Here is a 20,997-nt window from a genome sequence, read left to right on the forward strand (position 1 = left end):
GCGGTGGGCTCAGAGTCCCGGCGGGCCGCTTCCGGCGCCGGACGGGTGCGGAGGCGCACCGTCCCGGGGGCCGTCGGGGAGCAGGTGAGGAGCCGCTCGGGGTGAGGGAAGGACGGTGCGTCGCGGCGGACGGGGACGCGGCCCGCCGGCGGGCCGCCGCGGCCGCGGGCCCGGGGGTCCGGGTTCCGCGCCCGTGGCGGCTCTCCTGGTGCGGCGCGGGAATATGACGGCGGCTATCCCGGCGACCGTCAGTGTGATCAGGCCGGCGACGGCCGAGATCCGGGTCCCTAACCCGACCTGCGGCAGCAGGAACCCCACGGCATCGAGACCGAAGGCCGCCGCGGTGACCATGGCCAGGGAGGCGGCGACGCGGTTGAGACGGGTGTCCAGCGCCTCGGCACGCTGCGAGGAGGCGGCCAGCAGCGAACTGCCGACGTAGCCGAGCAGCTTGTCGGCCCGCTCGTGAGTGCCGTCCAGTCCGATGGACTCGCGGGCGGCCAGATAGGTCGACCGGTGGTTCTGCGTGGACTCTATGCGGTAGCTGTCGAGATGGTGGTAGTCGGACCAGACGCCGTCGAGGAAGCGGCGGAACGCGTGGACGTCGACGCTCCGGGCCTGGGCTGCGGCCAGGTCCGCCAGGATTCGGCGGCCGCCGACCAGCGCGCCGACGAGCAGCGACTGCTGTGCCACCGCAATATCGGTGGGTTCCGTCATGGTCAGCAGTTCGAGCAGCGGAGTCTCCGGATCGGCATCCCACGCGTAGGTGTACGGCAGGAGCACGCGACAGGCCGGTCCCGAGCTGAGTGTCGGCACCCGCGGGTCCGGCTGCCAGGGCGGGTCCGGGGTGACGAAGTGGCAGTTGTACCGCGCCGACCGGCGGTCCACCGGTGCCTGCTCGCTGCTGACGGCGAGATCCGGCCGCAGTACGAGGTCTCTCATCAGTCCACTTCTCACCGCGGCGGCCAGCACCGCGGTGAGAAGGGAGGAGTCCGCCTCGCGCAGCGCACGGTTGATCCGCGCATCGAACGCATCGAGGTCGTGCAGGGCCAGCCGGCGCAGATCCGCCTCGTGGCGCAGGGCGTACGCCACCAGCACGCTGCCCGCGCTCAGGATCCGGGCATGGCACCCCACGATCTCGGTCCCGGGCAGGGTGATCGCCGAACCGATGACCTGGGTGAGGTCCATCTCGATCGTGGAGTCCGGGTTGTACGCCAGTGTCCCGAGCTCCCCGGGGAACGGCCGCAGTTCGCCGTGACCGGGCACGGCGATGGACTCCGGGGCGAGGGCGGGCAGGCTGTGGTGCAGCGGGTACGCCCTGCTCTGGAGATGGAGCACGTCGGTCATCTTGCCGCCCCGGCTTCTTCGGGGACATTCCAGGACACGGCCACGTACTCGGGAATCAGGTCGGACTCGGGCACGATCACCCGGTCGAGATAACGGAGTTGCAGGTCCTCGGGCCCGCGGTCCTCGATCTCCGTACCGAGCAGCGAGGTCAGCTCGTCATGGGTCAGATAGGCGGCTTCGTCCGGGACCGAGCGACTCCGGAACCAGTCCCGTTGATCGGCGAGCACCTGGCTGCCCGCGGCCTCCGCGGGCCAGTAGCTGACGGCGGTCACCGCACACGAGTCGAATCCGGCACCGAGGCCGACGACTGCTCGCGCGGCCTCCGGCGACAGATAGAAGACCAGCCCCTCGGCCACGTACGCCACCGGCCGGCCATCGGCCAGTTCGCGTACCAGCAGGGCGAGTTCGTCCCGGCCGGCCCGGCTGCCGAGGTCCACCGGCAGATGCCGGACATCGCGTTCCGGCAGAACCCCGGACGCCACCAGCTTCGCCACGCGCTGCTTCTTGGCCTCGATCATGTCCGGCAGGTCCACCTCCAGTGCCACCTTGAAGGGCAGCAGCCACGGGTACGAGGAGAAGCCGGCACCGCACACCACGAGCACCGTGTCGGGATCCTTGCGCAGCGCGGCTGCGAGGGTGTCCACGATGTACCGTCCGCGCAGCGATACGACCAGGTCGTCATGCGGATAGACGGCGTCCGCGAACTCGTCCCACAGGGCGCGCACTGCGGGACGGTCGCTGTCCGGGATCCACGCGGCTGCCAGCGGGTCCTCGGCGAGATCGGGTTGTCGGGCCCGGGATTCGTTGACGAGATAGGCGGTCAGCTCAACTCCACGGTGCATTGCTGCGTACTCCAGATTTCATGGATGTGTTGTCCCGTGATCCGCGGCGCCGGACCGGTCGCGCATGACGCCCGGGGGAATCTCTCCCACGCGCCGGAGGCCGCACGGGAACTGCGCGGGCGACGGACAGCGAACTGGCGGGGCACCCGCACAGGAGGGCCCCACATGATGTCGCCGGGCGGGTGCTGGTGGTGCCGAGACCGTCCGGCACAGTGTCTCCCCCGAGATCGCCAGCGAATCTGATCAGGTCTCACATAGTAGGCGTCCGGGCGGGGCACCCGCCAGGGAGCACGGCACAGCGCAGGTGCGCACCGAGGGTGCCGAGCGCAGACGTCGAGCGCGACGGCGGCGGTGACGAAGACGGGGCCATGGCCGCGGAAGATGCCGTCGTGGTTGCCCGGGCCCCGGAATAGACCGACCGGCAATTGGGGGGGTGGGTGAAGGAGCGGAGCTGGGGTGCGTGCATCGCAAGGCGGAGGATTGAGCCATGGTGATGGACGACAACGCCGCGAGGTGCGTGCCCCAGCCCCGTGACGCCGCCCCCCCATTGCCGGTCGGTCCAATGCGGGGAACTGCCCGGTACAGAGCAGCTCCCCGCATGGATGAGTTGTTTCCGGTCCGGCGCAGGACCGGACGGATCTACTTGCCCGGCCAGGTCTCCGACACGGCCCTGCGGGCAGCTTCGAAGTCGACCGGCCGGCCCTCGTCGGCCAGTGCCGCCCCCAGAGCCGCGAGCGAGGACTGCACCGCGCCCCGCGTCGCGTCCACACCGTAGTGATTGACCCGGATCATCTCCTTGGACAGCGCCCCGCCGCCCGCGATCAGCGGCAGCGACGGGTCGGCCGCGAGCGCCTTGGCGACCAGCCCGGCGGCGTCGATCCCCGCCGGGGCGCGCAGCGTCGTGGCGACCGGCGCCGCGTCCCGCGCCTCGTGCACGTACGGCGCCAGGCCGCCGCTGAGCGCCACCGCGCCCGCCCGCGTCGCCGCGGCGGCCGCCGCGTGCCGGGCCATCAGCGCCTCCAGCCCCTCCGTCTCGATCCGCTCCACGCACGCCTCCAGCGCCAGCATCTCCAGCTGCGCGGGGGCGTGCAGGAGTGCCTTGCGGCCGCCGTCGATCCAGCGCTCCTTCCAGTCCAGGAGCGAGAGGTACGAGTGACGGGGGGCCTCGGGGTTGGCGGCGATCCGCTCCCAGGCGCGCCCGCTCACCGACACCGCCGACACCCCGGCCGGGCCGCCCATCGCCTTCTGCGCGCCGATCACACACAGGTCGACGCCCCACAGGTCCGGCAGCAGCGGCTCGGCGCCCACCGAGGCGACGGCGTCCAGCATGAACAGCGCCCCGTGCGCCCGGACGACCTCACCGATCTCCGCGACCGGGTTGGTGTTGCCGGTCGCCGCCTCCGCGTGGACCAGCGAGACGAAGTCGATCTCCGGGTGCGCGGCGAGCGCCTGCGCGACCTGGTCGGCGGTGACCGCCGTGTGGAACGGCACCGCCAGATCGATGACATTGGCACCGCAGTCGCGCAGCCAGTTTCCGAAGGTCTGCCCGTACGGCCCCGTGACCACGTTCAGTGCGGTCGAACCGGGCCGGGCACCGCCCCGGATGCAGCCTTCGAGGGGAAGCAGCGCCTCGCCCTGCATGATGACGACGTCCTGCTCGGTGGCGAGGAGGCCGGCCACCCGCCGCTCGATGGCGGCGAAGTGCGCGGCGGTGAGCGGGGCGAGGTCGAGGAAGGGGTGCGTCACGGTGGTGCTCTCTTCGGATCGGGTCGGCCTGCGGTTCGGTGTACGAACAGCGCTTCCGTCGAGAGTACCGAGGCCGCCATCGGCCGCCTCGTACAGTGTTGCCATGAGTGATCACACGGTGCAGCCGGTGCTGCATGTGAAGGGGCGGGTACTCGTCGGTCCCGACGACGTACGGGACGAGCTGTGGGCCGTCGACGGGCGGATCTCGTACGAGCGGCCGCCCGGCGCGGACGCGGCGGAGACCGTCACCGGCTGGGTGCTGCCGGGCCTCGTGGACGCCCACTGCCATGTGGGGCTCGATCACCACGGCCCGGTCGACGCCGCCACGAGCGAGAAGCAGGCGCTCACCGACCGGGAGGCCGGCACGCTGCTCATCAGGGACGCCGGATCGCCCTCCGACACCCGGTGGATCGACGACCGCGAGGACCTTCCCAAGATCGTCCGGGCCGGACGTCATATCGCCAGGACCCGCAGGTACACCCGGAACTACGCCCATGAGATCGAGCCCGGCGACCTCGTCGCATACGTCGCGCAGGAGGCGCGGCGCGGCGACGGCTGGGTCAAGCTGGTCGGCGACTGGATCGACCGGGACGCCGGTGACCTGACCGCCTGCTGGCCGCGCGGCGAGGTCGAGGCGGCCATCGCCGAGGCGCACCGGCTCGGAGCCCGGGTCACCGCGCACTGCTTCGCCGAGGCCGCTCTCGCCGATCTCGTCGAGGCCGGGATCGACTGCATCGAGCATGCGACGGGACTGACCGAGGACACCATCCCGCTCTTCGCCGAGCGCGGCGTCGCGATCGTCCCGACGCTGGTCAACATCGCCACGTTCCCGGACCTCGCGGCCGGCGGCGAGGCCAAGTTCCCGCGCTGGTCGGCGCATATGCGGCGGCTGTACGAGCGTCGCTACGACACCGTGCGCGCGGCGTACGACGCGGGCGTGCCGGTCTTCGTCGGCACCGACGCGGGCGGCTCGCTGGCCCATGGTCTGGTGGCGGCGGAGGTCGCCGAGCTGGTCACGGCGGGCATCCCGCCCCGCGAGGCGCTCTCGGCGACGGCCTGGGGTGCGCGCGCCTGGCTCGGGCGGCCGGGTCTCGAGGAGGGCGCCCCGGCGGATCTGGTGGTGTACGAGGAGGACCCGCGGGCGGATGTACGAGTGCTGGCGGCGCCGCGCCATGTGGTGCTGAACGGCCGCGTGATCAGCTGATGCCGCCCCGGCGCCGCGTTGACAGCCAGTGACCGGACGGAGCTCGCGCTCGTTGAAGCACCTCAGCGCACACCCCGGCGCAGTCGGCCGGCACCTCGCACACGCTCAGCGGATCGGGTGACACCGAGGGTCGCACGTGCCGAGATATTCGAATACAGACATGGAAACCCCCCTTTGGGGTGAACTCACTACAGGCAACTGCCAGTTCACCCTCTGTACGAAAAGATTCACGGAGTCGAGGCCACCGGTGCCCGCGATGTCCCCCATTGGACGGCGCCGGTGGCTCCATGTCTCTTGTGGGGGTTCCACCATCTTGAACAGCAACACCTTCCGCCTTGCCGCACTGGCGGTTGCCGCCGCGCCCGTCGCCCTGCTGGTTGCCGCCCCGGCGCACGCCACCGGGTCCACCACGACCACCGGCGGCGGGAAGGCGAGCGCGGTCGTGCTCCGCACCGCACTCGACGTCTCACTCCTGAACAAGACGGTCGACGTGCCGCTGAAGGCCACGCTCAATGAGGTGCACGCACCGGCGAGCGCCGAGGAGACCGCACTCAGCGTGCGGCTCGACGGCGTGTCGCACGGCCGCCCGGTCGACGTGCTGCGTGCCGACGTGGCCACGGCGGACGCGACCGTCGACAAGCACAGGGCCGAGGGCTACAGCAACCTGGCGAAGGCCCGCATCCATGTGCCCGGACTGCCGCTGCTCTCGCTCATCGAGGTCGAGAAGGTCACCTCCAAGGCGGTCTGCGAAGTGGGTCACAAGCCCGTTGCCGAATCGAATGTGCTGGGCCATGTCAGGGTCCTCGGCCAGAAGGTCACGCTGACAGCGGGCGGCACGACACGGGTGGCGGTGCCCGGCGTCGGCGAGGTCGTCCTCGACCTGTCGAAGACGCAGACCACGTCACGTACCGCCGCGGCGACCGCGCTGCAGCTGAAGGTGTCGGTCAACCCGCTCAAGCTCAATGTCGCCGACGTCCAGGGCGAGGTCACGCTCGCCGAGGCGACCTGTGAGACCCCGAAGGCGGCCGCTCCGAGCGCCGAGCCCACCGAGCCCGCGGGAGGCAACTCCGGCGGAGGCGACAGCGGAGGCAACGGCGGTGGCAGCGCCGGCGGCGAGGTGAAGCCGCAGACCGGGACCGGCCACGCCCCGGCAGCGGTCGACACGAACCTCGCGGAGACCGGTGGCAGCTCCACGACGCCGTTCCTCGCGGGCGGAGCGGCGTTCCTGCTTGCGCTGGGTGCGGGCGCGATGGTCGTGGCACGCAGGCGCGCCCAGGACTGACACCGACCCGGCCCGAGGGGCGGGACAGGGGGAAATCAGGGGGCATGGGGGAGCGGCGTTCACACAGGGGCGAGCGCCGCTCCCCGTCAGCGGTTCCTGGGGGAGGCGAGCACCTGGAGCGCCTGATCGAGCGCCTGCAGAAAACGGTTGGTCGTCACGCGGTCGCGCACAGCCAGCCGCAGCCACTGCGGACCGAGCCCCGGGAACGTATCGCCACGCCGCGCCGCGAACCCCAGCGCCCGCAGCCGCTCCCGCACCTCCGCCGCCCGCTCCAGCCGCACCAGTACGAACGGCCCCTCGGCAGGCTCCGCCACCCGCACTTCGGCGAACTCCATGAGCCCGGCGATCAGATGAGCCCGGTCCACCGCGATACGGTCCGCGGCGGCGGCCGCCTCCACCAGCGCCCGCGGCTCCATGCACGCCTCGGCCGCCGCCAGCGCGGGGGACGACACCGGCCACAGCGGCTGCGCCTCCTGGAGCGCGCCGATGGTCTCCGGGGAAGCCAGCACGTAACCGATCCGCAGCCCCGCCAGCCCCCATGTCTTGGTGAGGCTGCGCAGCACGACGAGGCCCGGGACGTCCGTACGTCCGCACAGTGCCTCGCGCTCCCCCGGCACCGCGTCCATGAACGCCTCGTCGACCACCAACGTCCGCCCGGGGCGCGCCAGTTTCTCCAGTGCGGCCGTCGGATGCAGGACCGACGTCGGGTTGGTCGGATTGCCGACCACCACCAGATCCGCCTCCTCGGGCACGGCCGCCGGATCCAGTCGGAAACCGTCCTCCGCGCGCAGCAGCACCCGCCCCACCGTGTGCCCGGCCGCGCGCAACGCCGCCTCGGGCTCGGTGAACTGGGGATGGACGACGACCGGCCGCCGGGCCGGCAGCGCCCGCGCGATCAGCACGAACGCCTCTGCCGCACCCGCCGTCAGCAGGACCCGATCCACCGGCAGCCCGTGCCGTTCCGCGACCGCGGCCCGTGCACGGCTTCCGTCCGGATAGGCGGCGAGCGTGGAGAGGGACGCGGATATTCGCTCCTTCAGCCAGGCCGGGGGCGTATCGGTACGTACGTTGACGGCGAGATCGGTCAGATCCCGGCCGCGGACCTCCGCGTCACCGTGGTGCCGCAGATCGTGCTGTCCGTCCGCGCGGTTGACATCGGGTCTCTCAGTGGGAGTGTGCATGACTTCCAGAGGGTGTGGGGGGCGAGTTCATGACGATGGGGATGGAGCGACGGCAGGACGACTATGTGCCCGGCACCGCACTCGACGCAACGGTCGGTTCCGGATACGCGTGCGAAGCCCGCCGGGCCACCGCACAGGTCACCTTCCCCACCCGCCCCGCGGGGTTCGACTTCCGCTTCGGTACGAGGAGCTCGTCGGCGCGGACGAGAGCCGCTGCCTCCGCGACCGACGCCGAACCGACCGCGGCGAGCACGGCGTCCGACGGGTTCGGTACGGCGACCGCGGCGAGTTCCTCCGCGCTGTACCCGCGTACGGGAACGCCCAGCCGCGCCGCCGCTCTCACGATCCCCGGCTCCTCGGTCTTCGTGTCGAGGGTCGCCAACTCCACGACGCCGCGGGGCGAAAGCCCTGCCTCGTGCAGTGCGGACGAGACGAGCTCCAGCACCTCACCGGCCGGCGCACCACGGCTCGCGCCGACCCCGACGACGAGCAGAACCATGGGGCGAGATCCTTCCGGGAACGAGAGCGGGACAAGGAGCAGGCCCGAGAGGCGCGGACCGCGGTCGATCGGCCGGCAGGAGCCCATGGCGGTGTTTGTCGCGCTCGGCGCGTTCCTGATGACCCCGGTGGGCGGTTGGGTCGCCCGACGCGTCACCGACCGCCGCCACCTGGTGCTCGGCTTTGGACCGACCGGCAATTGGGGGGTGGGCATCCCGGACCGACGGGGTCACACCGCGGCCCTGTCGACGAACCGCCGCGCGACGCCCGGCGCCGAGGCCCAGTGCGTATGCAGATAGCTGGCATGGACGCCCTGCTGCACGAAGCCCTCCACGCGCCGCTCCGGCAGATGCATCCCCCAGGCGGGGGAGGCGCCGGCGCCCGGCTCCAGCACCGTGCGGTGGAACTCGTGCCCACGCAGCCGTGTGCCGACCGCGGCCAGCGGACTGTCGGTGAGTGCCACGGCCTCCCGGTAACCGAGTGTCAGCCGCTTCGACATCCGGCCGTCGGCGTCGAGCACCCCGCACATCGGCAGTCCGTCGAGCGAACGCGAGAGATAGAGCAGCCCGGCACACTCGGCGGCAAGGGGAGCCCCGGCGGCGGCGAGATCGGCAACGGCCTTGCGGAGCGGTTCGTTGGCGGACAGCTCGGGGGCGTACACCTCCGGGAACCCCCCACCGATGACGAGCCCACGGGTGCCCTCGGGCAGCGCTTCGTCCCGCAACGGATCGAACGTCACGACGTCGGCCCCGGCGGCGGCAAGGAGCTCGCTGTGCTCGGCGTAGGAGAACGTGAAGGCGGGCCCTCCGGCCACGGCGACGACGAGCCGGCCACGACGCGGCCCGCCCGGGCCACCGTCCAGCCCGTCCGGGTCACCCTCGCCGTCGGCGTTCCTGCCTCCGCCCGCCTCCCGCACGGCCTTCACCGGATCCCACGCCCCCGACGCGGCAGGCGTCCGCGGTGCCGACCGCGCCAACGCCATCAGCGCCTCCAGGTCACACCCACTCCGCACCTGCGCCCCCATCGCCGCGACAGCGGCCACCGCGTCGCCCCGCCGCTCGGCCACCGGCACCAGCCCCAGATGGCGCGAGGGCGTGGCCGCCTGCTCGGCCCGCCGCAGTACCCCCATCACCGGCACGCCGGACTCGTCCAGCGCCTCCCGCAGCAGCATCTCGTGCCGGTCCGAGCCGACCTTGTTGAGGATCACCCCGCTGATCCGTACCTCCGGATCCCACGAGGCGAAGCCGTGCACCAGCGCCGCCACCGACCGCGACTGCGACGACGCGTCCACGACCAGCACCACCGGAGCCTGCAGCAGCTTCGCGACATGGGCGGTCGACGCCAACTCACCTTTCCCGGACGCCCCGTCGTACAGCCCCATCACCCCCTCGACGATCGCCAGGTCGCACCCGCGCGCCCCGTGCGCGAACAACGGAGCGACCAGCTCCGGCCCGCACATGTACGCGTCGAGGTTGCGCCCGGCCCGCCCGGTGGCCAGCGAGTGATAGCCGGGGTCGATGTAGTCGGGCCCGACCTTGTGCGGCGACACGGCGAGGCCGCGCTCCGCGAAGGCCGCCATCAGTCCCGTCGCCACGGTGGTCTTGCCGCTGCCGGAGGCCGGCGCGGCAATCACCAGTCGCGGAATGGTCACCACTCGATGCCCCTCTGGCCCTTCTGGCCGGCGTCCATCGGGTGCTTCACCTTGGACATGTCGGTCACCAGGTCAGCGGCCTCGACGAGCTTCTCCGGGGCGTTGCGCCCGGTGATCACCACATGCTGCGTCCCCGGACGGTTGCGCATCACCTCGACCACCTCGTCGGTGTCGATCCAGCCCCAGTGCATCGGGTACGCGAACTCGTCGAGGACGTACAGCTTGTACGTCTCGGCGGCCAGGTCGCGCTTGACCTGTTCCCAGCCCTCGCGGGCCTTCTCCTCGTTGTCCGCGTTGTCACCGTGCAGGCCGCGCTGGACCCACGACCAGCCCTCGCCCATCTTGTGCCAGGCGACCGTGCCGCCCTCACCGCTCGCGCCGAGGACCTTCAGCGCGTTCTCCTCCCCGACCTTCCACTTCGCCGACTTGACGAACTGGAACACCCCGATCGGCCAGCCCTGGTTCCAGGCGCGCAGCGCGAGCCCGAACGCGGCCGTCGACTTGCCCTTGCCGATACCGGTATGGACGAAGAGCAGCGGACGGTTGCGGCGCTGGCGCGTCGTCAGCCCGTCGTCCGGCACCGTGGTCGGCTGTCCCTGCGGCATTAGGCGGCCCTCCTGTTGGATCCGTTGGTTCCCTGAACATCCCTGACGAGCCCGGCGATCGAGTCGGCCCGCAGCTCGTCGAGCGTGACGGCGGTGCCCCCGAGATCGCGGGCCAGGGAGCCGGCCAGCCCGAGCCGCACGACCCCCGACTCGCAGTCCACGACGACGGACGCCGTTCCCTCGGCCTCGTGCAGCCGCGCGGCCCGCGCCGCCAGGGCCACCGGCTCCGGGCCTCCGGTCGCCCGTCCGTCCGTCACCACGACCAGCAGCGGCCGCCGCGACGGATCGCGCAGCCGCTCCACCCGCAGGACGTCATGGGCCTTCAGCAGTCCGGCCGCGAGGGGAGTGCGCCCACCGGTCGGCAGCGTCTCCAGCCGCGCGGCGGCCGCGTCCACGGACGAGGTCGGCGGCAGTGCCACGTCGGCGCCCCTGCCGCGGAAGGTGATCAGACCGACCTTGTCCCGCCGCTGGTACGCGTCCAGCAGCAGCGACAGCACCGCACCCTTCACGGCGCCCATCCGCTGCCGGGCGGCCATCGACCCGGACGCGTCCACGACGAAAAGAACGAGGTTCCCTTCGCGTCCCTCCCTGGTCGCCTGCCGCAGATCATCCCGCCGCACCACCAACCCCCGGCCCGACCGTCCGCGCGCACGCTGGTGCGGGGCGGCAGCCTGCACGGTCGCGGCGAGATGCAGTCTGGTCAGGGCCCCCTCGGGCCGCCGCGCCCCGGTCGTACGCCCGTGTTCGGTACGCGCCCGGGACCGCCGCCCCGCCGCGCCCTCGCCGAGCCCCGGCACGCTCAGCATCTTCGTGCGGAACGGCTCGGCAGCACGTACGGGCTGCTGCTCGCTGCCGTCGGCCGGCCGCCCCTGCGAGGGCAGTCCGGGCATGTCGCCGTTCCCCGCCTCGGGCTGCGGCGGCGTGTCGGGCCCGTCCCCCTGCGGGGGCTGCCCGCCTCCACCCGGCCCGTCCGGATCGGGATCGTCCCCGCCCCCGTCCCCTTCACCGCTGTTCTGCTCCAGCGTGTCGTCGAGCTTGTCCTCGTCGAGACCGGGCGCGTCGAACGGATTGCGGCGGCGCCGGTGGGGGAGCGCCAGCAGGGCGGCCTGCCGGACGTCCTCGGCGAGCACGTCGGTACGTCCCGCCCACGCGGCCAGCGCGGTCGCGGTGCGGGCCATCACGATGTCGGCACGCATCCCGTCGACCTCGAAGGCCGCACAGGTGGCGGCGATCTGCCGCAACGCACGGTCCCCGAGCACCACGTGGGGAAGGAGCGCCCGCGCGGCGGCGATCCGCTCCCGCAACTCCCCTTCCTCCTTGGCCCACCGGGCGGCGAACCCGGCCGGATCGTCGTCGTACGCGAGCCGCCGACGTACGACCTCGACCCGCTGATCGGTGTCGCGTGACGCGGCGACCTCGACGGTCAGCCCGAACCGGTCGAGCAACTGCGGCCGCAACTCGCCCTCTTCGGGGTTCATCGTTCCGACGAGCAGGAACCGCGCGGCATGCCGTACGGAGACGCCTTCGCGTTCCACGTACGAGGCACCCATGGCCGCCGCGTCCAGCAGCAGATCCACCAGGTGGTCATGGAGCAGGTTGACCTCGTCGACGTACAGGATTCCGCGATGCGCATCGGCGAGGAGCCCCGGCTCGAACGCCTTGACCCCGTCGGTGAGCGCCCGCTCGATGTCGAGCGCCCCGACGAGCCGGTCCTCGGAGGCGCCCACCGGCAGCTCCACGGTCCGCGCCGCCCGCGACACGCCGCCCCCGGCCTCGTGGGGCCCATCGGTACACGCCGGATCGGGCGACACCGGGTCACACGAGAACCGGCACCCGGAGACGACAGCGACCTCGGGCATGAGCGCGGCGAGCGCCCGCACGGCGGTGGACTTGGCGGTCCCCTTCTCCCCACGCACGAGCACACCACCGACAGCGGGCGATACGGCGTTCAGCAACAATCCGAGCCGCAGATCGTCCTGCCCGACGATGGCAGTAAAGGGATACAGGGTACTCACAAAGCCTCCTTGACGACGTCATCCATCCAAGAACAGGTGATCCGTTCCGGCCCGCCACTCAGCCCGTCCGGCCCGCTGTCCAGCGCTTGTGGGCGACTGCTCAGTCCGTCCGGCACCTGAGGACCGGGGCCCGGGGCCAAGACCCGGTCACGGGAAGGTGCGGGCCGGGGAACGGAGCCCGCCGCAGGCGTCCCCCTCACGCCAACCCCCCAGCCACCCCAGCCCCACGGCCCCCACGGGCCGCCGGCGCCTCCGGCGCCCCAGGGCCCACAAAGGGCAGTCCCTCCGGCACCCCCACCTCGATCAACCGCATCAACGCCCCCGTATCCGCGTGCTCCTCGATCAGATCCCCCAGCCGATCCAGCTGCTCCTCCCGCAACGCCCCGAAACTCGTGTCGGGTGCGGCCACGAACCGTCGTCCCGCCGCCCGCGCGACCTCCCCCAGGAACCGCCGCCGGAACGCATCGCTCTCCAGAGACCCGTGCCAGTGCGTCCCCCACACCGCGCCGACCCGGCACCCGTCCAGGAACGGCTCGCCGCCCCGCACATCGGCGACCCCGTGGTGGATCTCGTACCCCTCGACCGGCTCCCCGAGCGCCGTACCGACCGGCCGGGCGAGGGTCTTCTCGCGGTCGAACCGGATCCGCACCGGCAGCAGTCCGAGCCCGTCGACCCGCCCCGCCCGCGACTCCACCTCGTCCTCGATCTGCTCCGCGAGCACCTGGAACCCGCCACAGATGCCGAGCACCGGACGCCCCTGCGCCGCCCGTCGCAGCAGCGCGTCGGCCAGCCCCCGTTCCCGCAGCCAGGCCAGCGCCTTCACCGTCCCGCGCGTGCCCGGCACGATCACCAGATCCGCGTCGGCCAGCTCCTCCGCCCGGTCCACGAACCGCACCACGACACCCGGTTCGGCGGCCAGCGCGTCCACATCGGTGAAGTTCGACATCAGCGGTACGGCGCACACCGCGACCCGCAGCACGTCCTCGCCGTGCGGCGGTGCGACGACCGACTCGCGTACGGCCCCGCGGAGCGAGACCCGCAGCCCGTCCTCCTCGTCGATGCCCAGGCCGTGGGCGAACGGCAGCACTCCGTACGTCCGCCGCCCGGTCAGCCCGTGCAACATGTCGAGCCCCGGCTCCAGGAGCGACACGTCGCCGCGGAACTTGTTGACCAGATAGCCGGCGATCAGCGCCTGGTCCTCGGCGCCGAGCAGCGCCGTCGTGCCGAAGAACGAGGCGAAGACGCCACCGCGGTCGATGTCGCCGACGACGACGACGGGGAACCGCGCGGCCCGCGCGATCCCCATGTTCACGATGTCGGTGCGCCGCAGATTGATCTCGGCCGGGCTGCCCGCCCCCTCGCAGATCACGGCGTCATAGGTGCCCCGAAGCTGCTCCAGACAGTCCACGACCGTACCGAGCAGGGATTCCTGTCGCCCCCCGTGGTAACCGCGCGCGCTCATCTCGCCCACCGGCCTGCCCATCAGGACGACCTGACTGGACCGGTCGCTGCCGGGCTTGAGCAGCACCGGGTTCATCAGCGCGGTCGGTTCCACCCGGGCGGCCTGCGCCTGCATCGCCTGCGCGCGTCCGATCTCCGCGCCCTCGCGGGTGACGAACGAGTTCAGCGACATGTTCTGCGCCTTGAACGGCGCGACCTTCACGCCCTGGCGCACCAGCCACCGGCAGATGCCTGCCGTGACGACGCTCTTGCCCGCGTCCGACGTGGTTCCGGCGACCAGCAGTCCGCCGCTCATTTCCCGCTCCGTCCCACGGCCGGACGCCGCCCCGAGGGCGACCACCGTCCCGCGATCAGCCGGCCCGCCGCGCACACGCCGAGGGCCAGCACCCCCACCCGGCGCGACAGCCGCACCGCGCGCTCGATGTCCCCGGTCTCCACCGCACGGCCGGTCGCGCCGTTCAGTACCGGCCGGTGCTCGACACGCCCGCCGTACGCGAGGGTCCCGCCGAGCCGTACGCCGAGCGCCCCCGCGAACGAGGCCTCCACCGGACCCGCGTTGGGGCTCGGATGCCTGCCCGCGTCCGCCCGCCAGGCCCGCAGCGCTCGACGTGGCTGCCCCCCGGCAACCACGGCGAGCGCGGCGGTGAGCCGGGCGCCGGGCCAGCCCGCGACGTCGTCCAGGCGGGCCGAGGCCCAGCCGTAGCGCAGATGGCGGGGCGACTTGTGCCCGACCATCGCGTCGAGGGTGTTGACGGCACGGAAGGCGACGAGTCCGGGCACGCCACCCAGCGCGCCCCACACGAGGGCACCCACCACCGCGTCCGAGGTGTTCTCGGCCACGGACTCCACCACGGCGCGCGCGATCTGCGGCCCGTCGAGGGAGTGCGGGTCGCGCCCGCACAGATGGGGGAGCCGTTCCCGGGCCAGCTCGATGTCACCGGCGGCGAGCGCGCCGCCGATGGCGCGCGCCTCGCGACCCAGCGAGGTGCCGCCGACGACGGACCAGGTGGCGGCCGCGGTCAGGGCGACGGAGGCGGCGGGATGACGGCGTACGGCACGGGCGGCCAGCGCGGCCCCACCCGCAGCGCCTCCGGCGCAGACCAGGGTGTGCAGGGCGCCCCACCCGCGGTGGTCGCGCCACAGACGCCGTTCGACGCCCGCCGCGGCCCGCCCGAAGGCGGCGACCGGATGCCCCCGGCGGGGATCACCGAGCAGCAGATCGCCGATCAGGCCGGCGGCGGCGCCGTACGCGAAGATGCGGTCGGCTCGCACGGCTCAGCCGGCCGCGCTGCCTCGAAGGACCTTGGTACAGCCGGCTCCTGGTGGGAGCGGCACAGAAACGGCGGACGCACGGCAGCCGGGCATGGCGATATGTCCTCACTCAGGGTCCGCGCCCTGGTTCGACGTGACCGGCGGCGAGAGTCTCCTGGCTCCCGGATCCGCAGTTCCCCCGGCCTTCCAGCCCGCATGCGCGGGCCGTGACTTCCGGTGTGGGGGACTGCTCCCCGGTGACAGTGGCGGGACCGCGCCGGATTCGCACCGGCTTCCTCTGCTGTCGCCGTAAATGGCTCCGGCAGTCCACCACGCTCCGCGAACGCCCGTCAACCTGGCGTTTACCTGCGGCGGTGCAGTGTGCGCAGACGCACATCGGGCCGGACACACGCGAGGTGTGTCCGGCCCGATGAGGGAGTGCGGGAAGGGGCTCAGAGCCTGTCGGGTGACCTCTGATCGGGCGGCCACGCCCTGGCACGCACGCTTCCCGCGTTGCCGAAATGCCCTAGTAGCTCCTTCCCCAGGCTCTCAGCTTCGTTCGAGCAGGGGAGACCCCATCCGAGGGCCTTCCGGCGCCTTGGAATCACACGCACCAGACCGCGTCCGCTTTCCGATCGAAGGTCACCCGACAGGCTCTCAGGCGACGATCAGATAGATCCCGTACGCGACCGCGGCCGCGCAGAGCCCGAAGCAGAGGTACGCGCCCGCGCGGGCGAGCACCAGGGAGCCTCCGGTGGAGCCGCCCTGCGCGGCCGGTTCCGGCTGCTTGGAGAGGCCGACGATGCCCAGGGTGAAGAGGCCCACCAGTGCGACGGTGACGACAAGCGAGACGCCGAAAACGGAGCCGAGAGCTGCCCAGTCGATGTTCATGGTGATCTGTCCTTACACCGTGGCGGGCCGCGCCGGATCGGCGGCGACGGTTCCGGGCTGGGCCGGGATGGTGGTCTTGAGGTCCGTGGTCGTGTCCACTGCCGTGGCGACCGCGGCCGCCCCGGCGGGCGGCGGCGGGGTGACGGCCGCGATGGCGGTGGTGATGACACCCGCCGGTTCGGCGTCCTCGCCGGTGGGCGCGACATCGTGGTGCCCGACCGGCTTGCGCCGGGACAGCAGCCAGATCGCTCCGGAGCCCGCGACGAGCAGGACGGCGACGACGGCGACACCCCAGGTGCCCTGCTTGGTGAGGAACTCCGCGCCCGCGCCGACCAGACCCGCGGCCGGCAGGGTCAGACCCCAGGCGACGAACATCCGGGTCGCGGTGGACCAGCGGACCACACCGCCCCGGCGGCCCAGACCCGCACCCATCACGGCGCCGGAGCAGGACTGGGTGGTGGAGAGGGAGAAGCCGAGGTGCGAGGAGGCCAGGATGACCGTGGCCGCGCTGGTCTGGGCGGCGAAGCCCTGCGGCGGCTTGAGCTCGGTGAGGCCGCTGCCCATGGTGCGGATGATGCGCCAGCCGCCCAGGTAGGTGCCGAGTGCGATGGCCAGACCGGCGGAGACGATCACCCAGACCGGCGGGTTCGAGCCGGGGGACAGGACGCCACCGGTGACCAGGGCCAGGGTGATGACGCCCATGGTCTTCTGCGCGTCGTTGGTGCCGTGGGCGAGCGAGACCAGTCCGGCCGAGGCGATCTGGCCGGCCCGGTAGCCCTTGGCGGTGGCCTTCTCCTGGGCGTCGTTACGGATCCTGCCGCCGATCCGGTACGTCAGCCGGGTCGCCAGCAGTGCGGCGAGACCGGCGACGACCGGGGCGGCGACCGCGGGAAGCAGCACCTTGGTGACGACGGTGCCGCCGTCGACCGAGGACCAGCCCGCCGACATCACCGCGGCGCCGATCAGGCCGCCGAAGAGTGCGTGGGACGAACTGGACGGCAGGCCGACCAGCCAGGTCAGCAGATTCCACAGAATGGCGCCGACGAGGGCCGCGAAGATGACTTCTGTCCGCAGCCCGTCCTCGTTGATGATCCCGCCGGAGATCGTTTTGGCGACCTCCACGGACAGGAACGCGCCGACGAGGTTGAGAGCGGCGGACATGGCCACCGCTGTCTTGGGTTTGAGGGCACCGGTCGAGATGGTGGTCGCCATCGCGTTCGCGGTGTCATGGAAACCGTTCGTGAAATCGAACACTAGAGCTGTCACGATCACGATCGCGAGTAGCAGCGTGATGTGTTCCATTTACCCAGGCAATCGCTCGACGTCATTGGCACGTGGAACGTAGGCAACCTGGGTGAACGGAAGATGAACTGGACGGGGCCCTGTGGTGACTCCAAACGGAGTTGAGCCATTCTTTTTGTCGGGCCACCGACAGTCGATGCGGGGCGCAGCGCCTGCCGTGGCCGGATTTCGCCCCTCCCGCCTCGCTTCACGCCCCGTGATCCGAGGCCGGGAAACCTCCGAAAAGAGATGTGGGTCACCCGAGGTCTCCTGCCGCGCCGGCCCCGCTGACAGGATTCCCCCATGAGTGATCACCACGAAGACGCACGCAACGGGCACAACGGGCACAACGGGCGCGATGCGAAGGACGCACGCGACGCGATCGAGCAGGCCTGGAACGGTGTCGTCGCCACCGCCCGCAGGACCGCGGCGGAGGGCCTGGTCGTCGGCACCTCGGGCAATGTGTCGGCGCGGGTCGGCGACCTCGTCCTGGTCACGCCGAGCGGTGTGCCGTACGACCGGCTCGGCCCCGGCGACACCGTGGCCGTCGACCTCCACGGCAACCAGGTACTCGGCGCCCTCACCCCGACCAGCGAACTCCCGCTCCACCTGGCGGTCTACCGCAACACCGACGCCGCCGCCGTCGTGCACACCCACGCCGTGCACGCCACGGCCGTCTCCACCCTCGTCCCCGAGGTCCCGCTGGTGCACTACGCCGCCGCCATGCTCGGCGGCCCCGTCCGTACCGCGGCCTACGCGCGCTACGGAACGCAGGAGCTGGCCGAGCACATGCTGGCCGCCCTGCGCGACCGCACGGGCTGTCTGCTCCGCAACCACGGAACCGTCACCTACGGATCCACCCTCGACCAGGCCTACGACCGCACCGCCCAGCTGGAATGGATGTGCAGGCTCTGGCTCACCGCGAGCTCCGTACCCGGCCACACCCCGTCCCTGCTCTCCCTCGCCCAGCTGCGCGACGTGCAGGACGCCCTGAAGGGGTACGGACAACCCGGCTGACCGGGAGCGGGCGCCCCGGCGAGCCACCGGACAGCCCCCGTCCACTGGCAGGGCGCGGCACACCCCCGGACACTGAAGCAGTGCGCCCGGCAACAGCGGCGGCAGCAGCCGTCACCACCATCCTCGGCGTCGGCGCGGCAGCGGTCGTAGCCGGCCGGTACGCCAGCAGCGCCGTTCTGAGGGCGCCGTCCGGACGTCCGCTCCCCGCCGACCGGAAACTCACCGTGCACGCCACGGCGGCCGGGCAGGTCACACTGACCCGCTCCTTCGCCGCGCTCCGGCCCGGTACGTACGGACTGGTGGGCGACGGCGTCCAGGCCGTCGTCGGCCCGGTGATCAAGCAGGCACCGCACGCCGCCGACGCCGTCGTACGCAGACTGGAACGCGTCAACGACGGCAGCCTGGAACCCGGCGCCCAGGTCCGGATCACCCCGGCGCTGTACAGCGGCGACCCCGGCACGGCCCTCGGCCTCGACCACGAGGACGTCGAGATCCCCGGTGAGCTCGGCATCCTGCCCGCCTGGTTCGTGCCCGGCCCCCGGGACACCTGGGTCATTACCGTGCACGGCCTCGGCACCACCCGCGAACACCCCATGAACATCATGGAGTTCCTGCACGGGCTGCGGCTGCCGGTCCTCGGCCTGGCCTACCGCGGCGACCCCGGAGCCCCGCGCTCCCCGGACGGACTCGCCCACCTCGGCGAGTCCGAATGGCGCGACCTGGACGCGGCCGTCCGCTTCGCCGTGCGGTACGGCGCCGAGAAGGTCGTCCTGCACGGCTGGTCCACCGGCGCCTCCATGGCCCTGCACACGGCCGTCAACTCCGCGCTCCGCACGCGGATCTGCGGCCTCGTCCTGGACTCCCCGGTGCTCGACTGGGCCACCACCCTGCGCGCCCTGGCCACCGCCCGCGGTGTCCCGTCGCCGCTGCTGCCGCTCGCCCTGCGCGCCGCCCAGGGCCAGACCGGTCTGCGCGGCTCCCGGCTCCTCGACACCTCCCTCCCGCAGGCCCTGCACGTCCCGACGCTGATCTTCCACGGCCCCGGCGACACCCTGGCACCCTGGCAGCCGAGCCGGGAGCTCGCCGAGCGCCGTCCCGACCTGGTCGCCCTGCATCCCGTACCGCAGGCTCCGCATGCGGCGATGTGGAATGCCGATCCGGCCCGCTACGAAGAGGCCCTGCGGCGCTTCCTCACGCCCCTGATGTGAGCTGATGCGAGGGAACGGCCGGCTGGTACCGGCCGGACCCACAGCCCCCTTCCGCCACGAATCCGGGTTCCGTTTGGGCTTTCGGGCCGTCAGAGGCAAGACTGCTCCCCGTGACGTCCCGTACCCCGCGCGACTCCAGGCTGCGACTTGTCCGCCCGCGACCCCTTGCCACCGCCCGCAAGGCCGTGACCACCCGGCGCACCAGGCCGGCCCCCCGCCCGCCCGAGGGCACCCCGCCCCGTGCGGAACTGGCCCGCCAGGCCAGGGCCGCGCTCGCCGACGCCGTACGGATCGCCCGCTGGGCCGCCGACGGCGCGAGCCCCGGCACGGCCCCGCTCGCCGCCCACGCTCTCGAACGGGCTGCGACCGCAATGGAATTGTCCCCGGCGCAGGTCCGCTCCGGCTGGGACCGGGCCCGCCTGGCCGGCCTCGTCGAACTCCACGGCGAGACCGCACGCCCCGGCTGGCGGCTGCGCGCCTGGGACCGCGACGACTCCGCCGTGCTCCGTGGCTGGGTGGCGCTCTTCGACGCCTGGTCGCTCGTCCACCCGGCGCCCGAGGGCATCGAGTCCACCGCGGTCGCCGAAGCCGTCGAGGCCGTACCCCAGGTGCTCTCCCTCCTGCAGCTCTCGGCGGGCCCGGTCACCGTGCCCGCCCTCCTCGATCTCCTCGGCCAGCGCGTCGCCGAACTCCACGAGGAGCGCTGCGAGGTGCCGTACGGACCGGAGGCGCCGGCCGAACCCGCTCTCACCGCGCACCCCGCCGCCCTGGTCGCGCTGCTCCTCGACTGGGCACTGGAGGGACTGGCCGCCGTCGGCGCACTCACGCTCGGCGCCGGTCATGCCACCCTCACCCCGCTCGGCAACTGGGCGGTCTGGGTCAAGCTGGAACAGATCTGCGTCGCCGCCCAGAGCCCGGCCGGGAACATCGAGCAGTCCGCCGCCGACATGCTGCTCGGCTGTGCCCGGCTCACCCCCGGACCGGCCCGCGCCGAATACCGCGCCTGGCTGGCCGCCCGCCCCGTCGGCAGCGCCGTCGCCGAACTGCTCGCCGTTGCCCGCGGCGAGGACGCGCTGCTGCGCGGACTCGCCTTCGAGGCGCTCCGGGTCGTCGGCGCCCCCGCCGAGCCGGTGGTGCGCTCCGTCGTCACCGACCCGTCGCTGCGCCCGTACGCGCTGCTCTGGCTGGCCGAGTGCGACGGAGCCGACCCCGAGGACGCCCAGGAGGTCCTCAGCCGCGAGGAAGCCACCTGGCTCTGGGTCGACACCGCGGCGGCCGTCGCCGACCACGGCGAGACGGCACTGCTGGTCCGTCATCTCGACTCCGCCGTCCAGGGCACGGTCCCGGCGCTGCTGGACGAGGTCCGGGCCGTCGGCCACCCGCGCACCGTCCAGGTGCTGGTGGCGCTGGCCGCCGCCCATCCGGACCCCGCGCTGGCCAAGGCCGTCCGCCGGGCCGCCTTCCAGGTGCACACCGGCGGCGCGTAGGAATCAGGGGGAGCGCCCGGGGACGCGGACGCG

15 protein-coding genes, 2 pseudogenes and 1 riboswitch are annotated in these 20,997 nt (G+C 72.6%); of the genes and pseudogenes, 6 read left to right on the forward strand and 11 right to left on the reverse strand.

Annotated features, from left to right (window positions below; all coding sequences use genetic code 11):
* Positions 1 to 9 precede the first annotated feature (9 nt).
* The 3 genes from ACWD6R_RS17050 to ACWD6R_RS17060 all read right to left on the reverse strand — a co-directional run bounded on the left by ACWD6R_RS17050 (position 10) and on the right by ACWD6R_RS17060 (position 3,932).
* Positions 10 to 1,344: a hypothetical protein gene (locus tag ACWD6R_RS17050; RefSeq protein WP_451819415.1), complete on the reverse strand. Its 1,335-nt coding sequence runs from the start codon at positions 1,342 to 1,344 to the stop codon at positions 10 to 12.
* Positions 1,341 to 2,186, reverse strand: coding sequence for a class I SAM-dependent methyltransferase (locus ACWD6R_RS17055; RefSeq protein WP_451819416.1), 846 nt, complete (start codon positions 2,184 to 2,186; stop codon positions 1,341 to 1,343). Before ACWD6R_RS17055 ends, ACWD6R_RS17050 begins: the two co-directional genes overlap by 4 nt.
* 639 nt (positions 2,187 to 2,825) lie before the next feature.
* Entirely contained in the window at positions 2,826 to 3,932 is a 1,107-nt protein-coding gene (locus ACWD6R_RS17060; protein WP_451819417.1) for a pyridoxal-phosphate-dependent aminotransferase family protein, read from the reverse strand.
* A 103-nt stretch (positions 3,933 to 4,035) separates the two neighbouring features.
* Here ACWD6R_RS17060 and ACWD6R_RS17065 point away from each other — a divergent pair, with 103 nt between their 5' ends.
* Positions 4,036 to 5,136, forward strand: a complete 1,101-nt coding sequence (locus ACWD6R_RS17065) for an amidohydrolase family protein (protein WP_451819418.1) — start codon at positions 4,036 to 4,038, stop codon at positions 5,134 to 5,136.
* A gap of 313 nt (positions 5,137 to 5,449) precedes the next feature.
* Positions 5,450 to 6,418 carry an SCO1860 family LAETG-anchored protein gene (locus tag ACWD6R_RS17070; RefSeq protein WP_451819419.1) on the forward strand — a complete coding sequence of 323 codons (969 nt, stop codon included), beginning with the start codon at positions 5,450 to 5,452 and terminating at the stop codon, positions 6,416 to 6,418.
* A gap of 86 nt (positions 6,419 to 6,504) precedes the next feature.
* Here the strand turns inward: ACWD6R_RS17070 and cobC are convergent.
* Positions 6,505 to 8,098: pseudogene (cobC, locus tag ACWD6R_RS17075) on the reverse strand (Rv2231c family pyridoxal phosphate-dependent protein CobC).
* Between the two features lie 85 nt (positions 8,099 to 8,183).
* Between cobC and ACWD6R_RS17080 the strand changes: the two are divergent.
* A pseudogene (locus ACWD6R_RS17080) lies at positions 8,184 to 8,279 on the forward strand (permease); the annotation flags it as partial.
* Positions 8,280 to 8,326: 47 nt separating this feature from the next.
* Here ACWD6R_RS17080 and ACWD6R_RS17085 read toward each other — a convergent pair.
* The 7 genes from ACWD6R_RS17085 to ACWD6R_RS17115 all read right to left on the reverse strand — a co-directional run bounded on the left by ACWD6R_RS17085 (position 8,327) and on the right by ACWD6R_RS17115 (position 17,273).
* Complete coding sequence (locus ACWD6R_RS17085; RefSeq protein WP_451819420.1) at positions 8,327 to 9,751, reverse strand: cobyrinate a,c-diamide synthase; 1,425 nt, start codon at positions 9,749 to 9,751, stop codon at positions 8,327 to 8,329.
* Positions 9,745 to 10,353 carry a cob(I)yrinic acid a,c-diamide adenosyltransferase gene (gene cobO / locus ACWD6R_RS17090; protein WP_030920034.1) on the reverse strand — a complete coding sequence of 203 codons (609 nt, stop codon included), beginning with the start codon at positions 10,351 to 10,353 and terminating at the stop codon, positions 9,745 to 9,747. The genes ACWD6R_RS17085 and cobO overlap by 7 nt, the downstream gene beginning before the upstream one ends.
* Positions 10,353 to 12,368, reverse strand: coding sequence for a putative cobaltochelatase (locus tag ACWD6R_RS17095; RefSeq protein WP_451819421.1), 2,016 nt, complete (start codon positions 12,366 to 12,368; stop codon positions 10,353 to 10,355). The genes cobO and ACWD6R_RS17095 overlap by 1 nt, the downstream gene beginning before the upstream one ends.
* 196 nt (positions 12,369 to 12,564) lie before the next feature.
* Entirely contained in the window at positions 12,565 to 14,124 is a 1,560-nt protein-coding gene (locus ACWD6R_RS17100) for a cobyric acid synthase (RefSeq protein ID WP_451819422.1), read from the reverse strand.
* Positions 14,121 to 15,101 carry a cobalamin biosynthesis protein gene (locus tag ACWD6R_RS17105; protein WP_451819423.1) on the reverse strand — a complete coding sequence of 327 codons (981 nt, stop codon included), beginning with the start codon at positions 15,099 to 15,101 and terminating at the stop codon, positions 14,121 to 14,123. Before ACWD6R_RS17105 ends, ACWD6R_RS17100 begins: the two co-directional genes overlap by 4 nt.
* Before the next feature lie 148 nt (positions 15,102 to 15,249).
* Positions 15,250 to 15,378: riboswitch (cobalamin riboswitch) on the reverse strand.
* A gap of 359 nt (positions 15,379 to 15,737) precedes the next feature.
* A complete protein-coding gene (locus tag ACWD6R_RS17110; RefSeq protein WP_327247084.1) occupies positions 15,738 to 15,971 on the reverse strand; it encodes a hypothetical protein in 234 nt (77 codons plus the stop codon).
* Between the two features lie 12 nt (positions 15,972 to 15,983).
* On the reverse strand, positions 15,984 to 17,273 hold the full coding sequence (locus tag ACWD6R_RS17115; protein ID WP_451819424.1) for an anion permease: 1,290 nt from the start codon (positions 17,271 to 17,273) through the stop codon (positions 15,984 to 15,986).
* A gap of 282 nt (positions 17,274 to 17,555) precedes the next feature.
* Between ACWD6R_RS17115 and ACWD6R_RS17120 the strand changes: the two genes are divergently transcribed.
* The 3 genes from ACWD6R_RS17120 to ACWD6R_RS17130 all read left to right on the forward strand — a co-directional run bounded on the left by ACWD6R_RS17120 (position 17,556) and on the right by ACWD6R_RS17130 (position 20,964).
* On the forward strand, positions 17,556 to 18,269 hold the full coding sequence (locus ACWD6R_RS17120) for a class II aldolase/adducin family protein (RefSeq protein ID WP_451819425.1): 714 nt from the start codon (positions 17,556 to 17,558) through the stop codon (positions 18,267 to 18,269).
* 80 nt (positions 18,270 to 18,349) lie between these two features.
* A complete protein-coding gene (locus ACWD6R_RS17125; RefSeq protein ID WP_451819426.1) occupies positions 18,350 to 19,477 on the forward strand; it encodes an alpha/beta hydrolase in 1,128 nt (375 codons plus the stop codon).
* 185 nt (positions 19,478 to 19,662) lie between these two features.
* On the forward strand, positions 19,663 to 20,964 hold the full coding sequence (locus ACWD6R_RS17130; RefSeq protein WP_451819436.1) for a hypothetical protein: 1,302 nt from the start codon (positions 19,663 to 19,665) through the stop codon (positions 20,962 to 20,964).
* Positions 20,965 to 20,997: the final 33 nt, after the last annotated feature.

The sequence above is a fragment of the Streptomyces sp. NPDC005151 genome (assembly GCF_053599875.1).

Coding starts and splice junctions, on each gene's coding strand:
- ACWD6R_RS17050 (WP_451819415.1), bottom strand. CDS start 1,344: ATGACCGACGTGCTCCATCTCCAGAGCAGGGCGTACCCGCTGCACCAC.
- ACWD6R_RS17055 (WP_451819416.1), bottom strand. CDS start 2,186: ATGCACCGTGGAGTTGAGCTGACCGCCTATCTCGTCAACGAATCCCGG.
- ACWD6R_RS17065 (WP_451819418.1), top strand. CDS start 4,036: ATGAGTGATCACACGGTGCAGCCGGTGCTGCATGTGAAGGGGCGGGTA.
- cobO (WP_030920034.1), bottom strand. CDS start 10,353: ATGCCGCAGGGACAGCCGACCACGGTGCCGGACGACGGGCTGACGACG.
- ACWD6R_RS17100 (WP_451819422.1), bottom strand. CDS start 14,124: ATGAGCGGCGGACTGCTGGTCGCCGGAACCACGTCGGACGCGGGCAAG.
- ACWD6R_RS17110 (WP_327247084.1), bottom strand. CDS start 15,971: ATGAACATCGACTGGGCAGCTCTCGGCTCCGTTTTCGGCGTCTCGCTT.
- ACWD6R_RS17115 (WP_451819424.1), bottom strand. CDS start 17,273: ATGGAACACATCACGCTGCTACTCGCGATCGTGATCGTGACAGCTCTA.
- ACWD6R_RS17120 (WP_451819425.1), top strand. CDS start 17,556: ATGAGTGATCACCACGAAGACGCACGCAACGGGCACAACGGGCACAAC.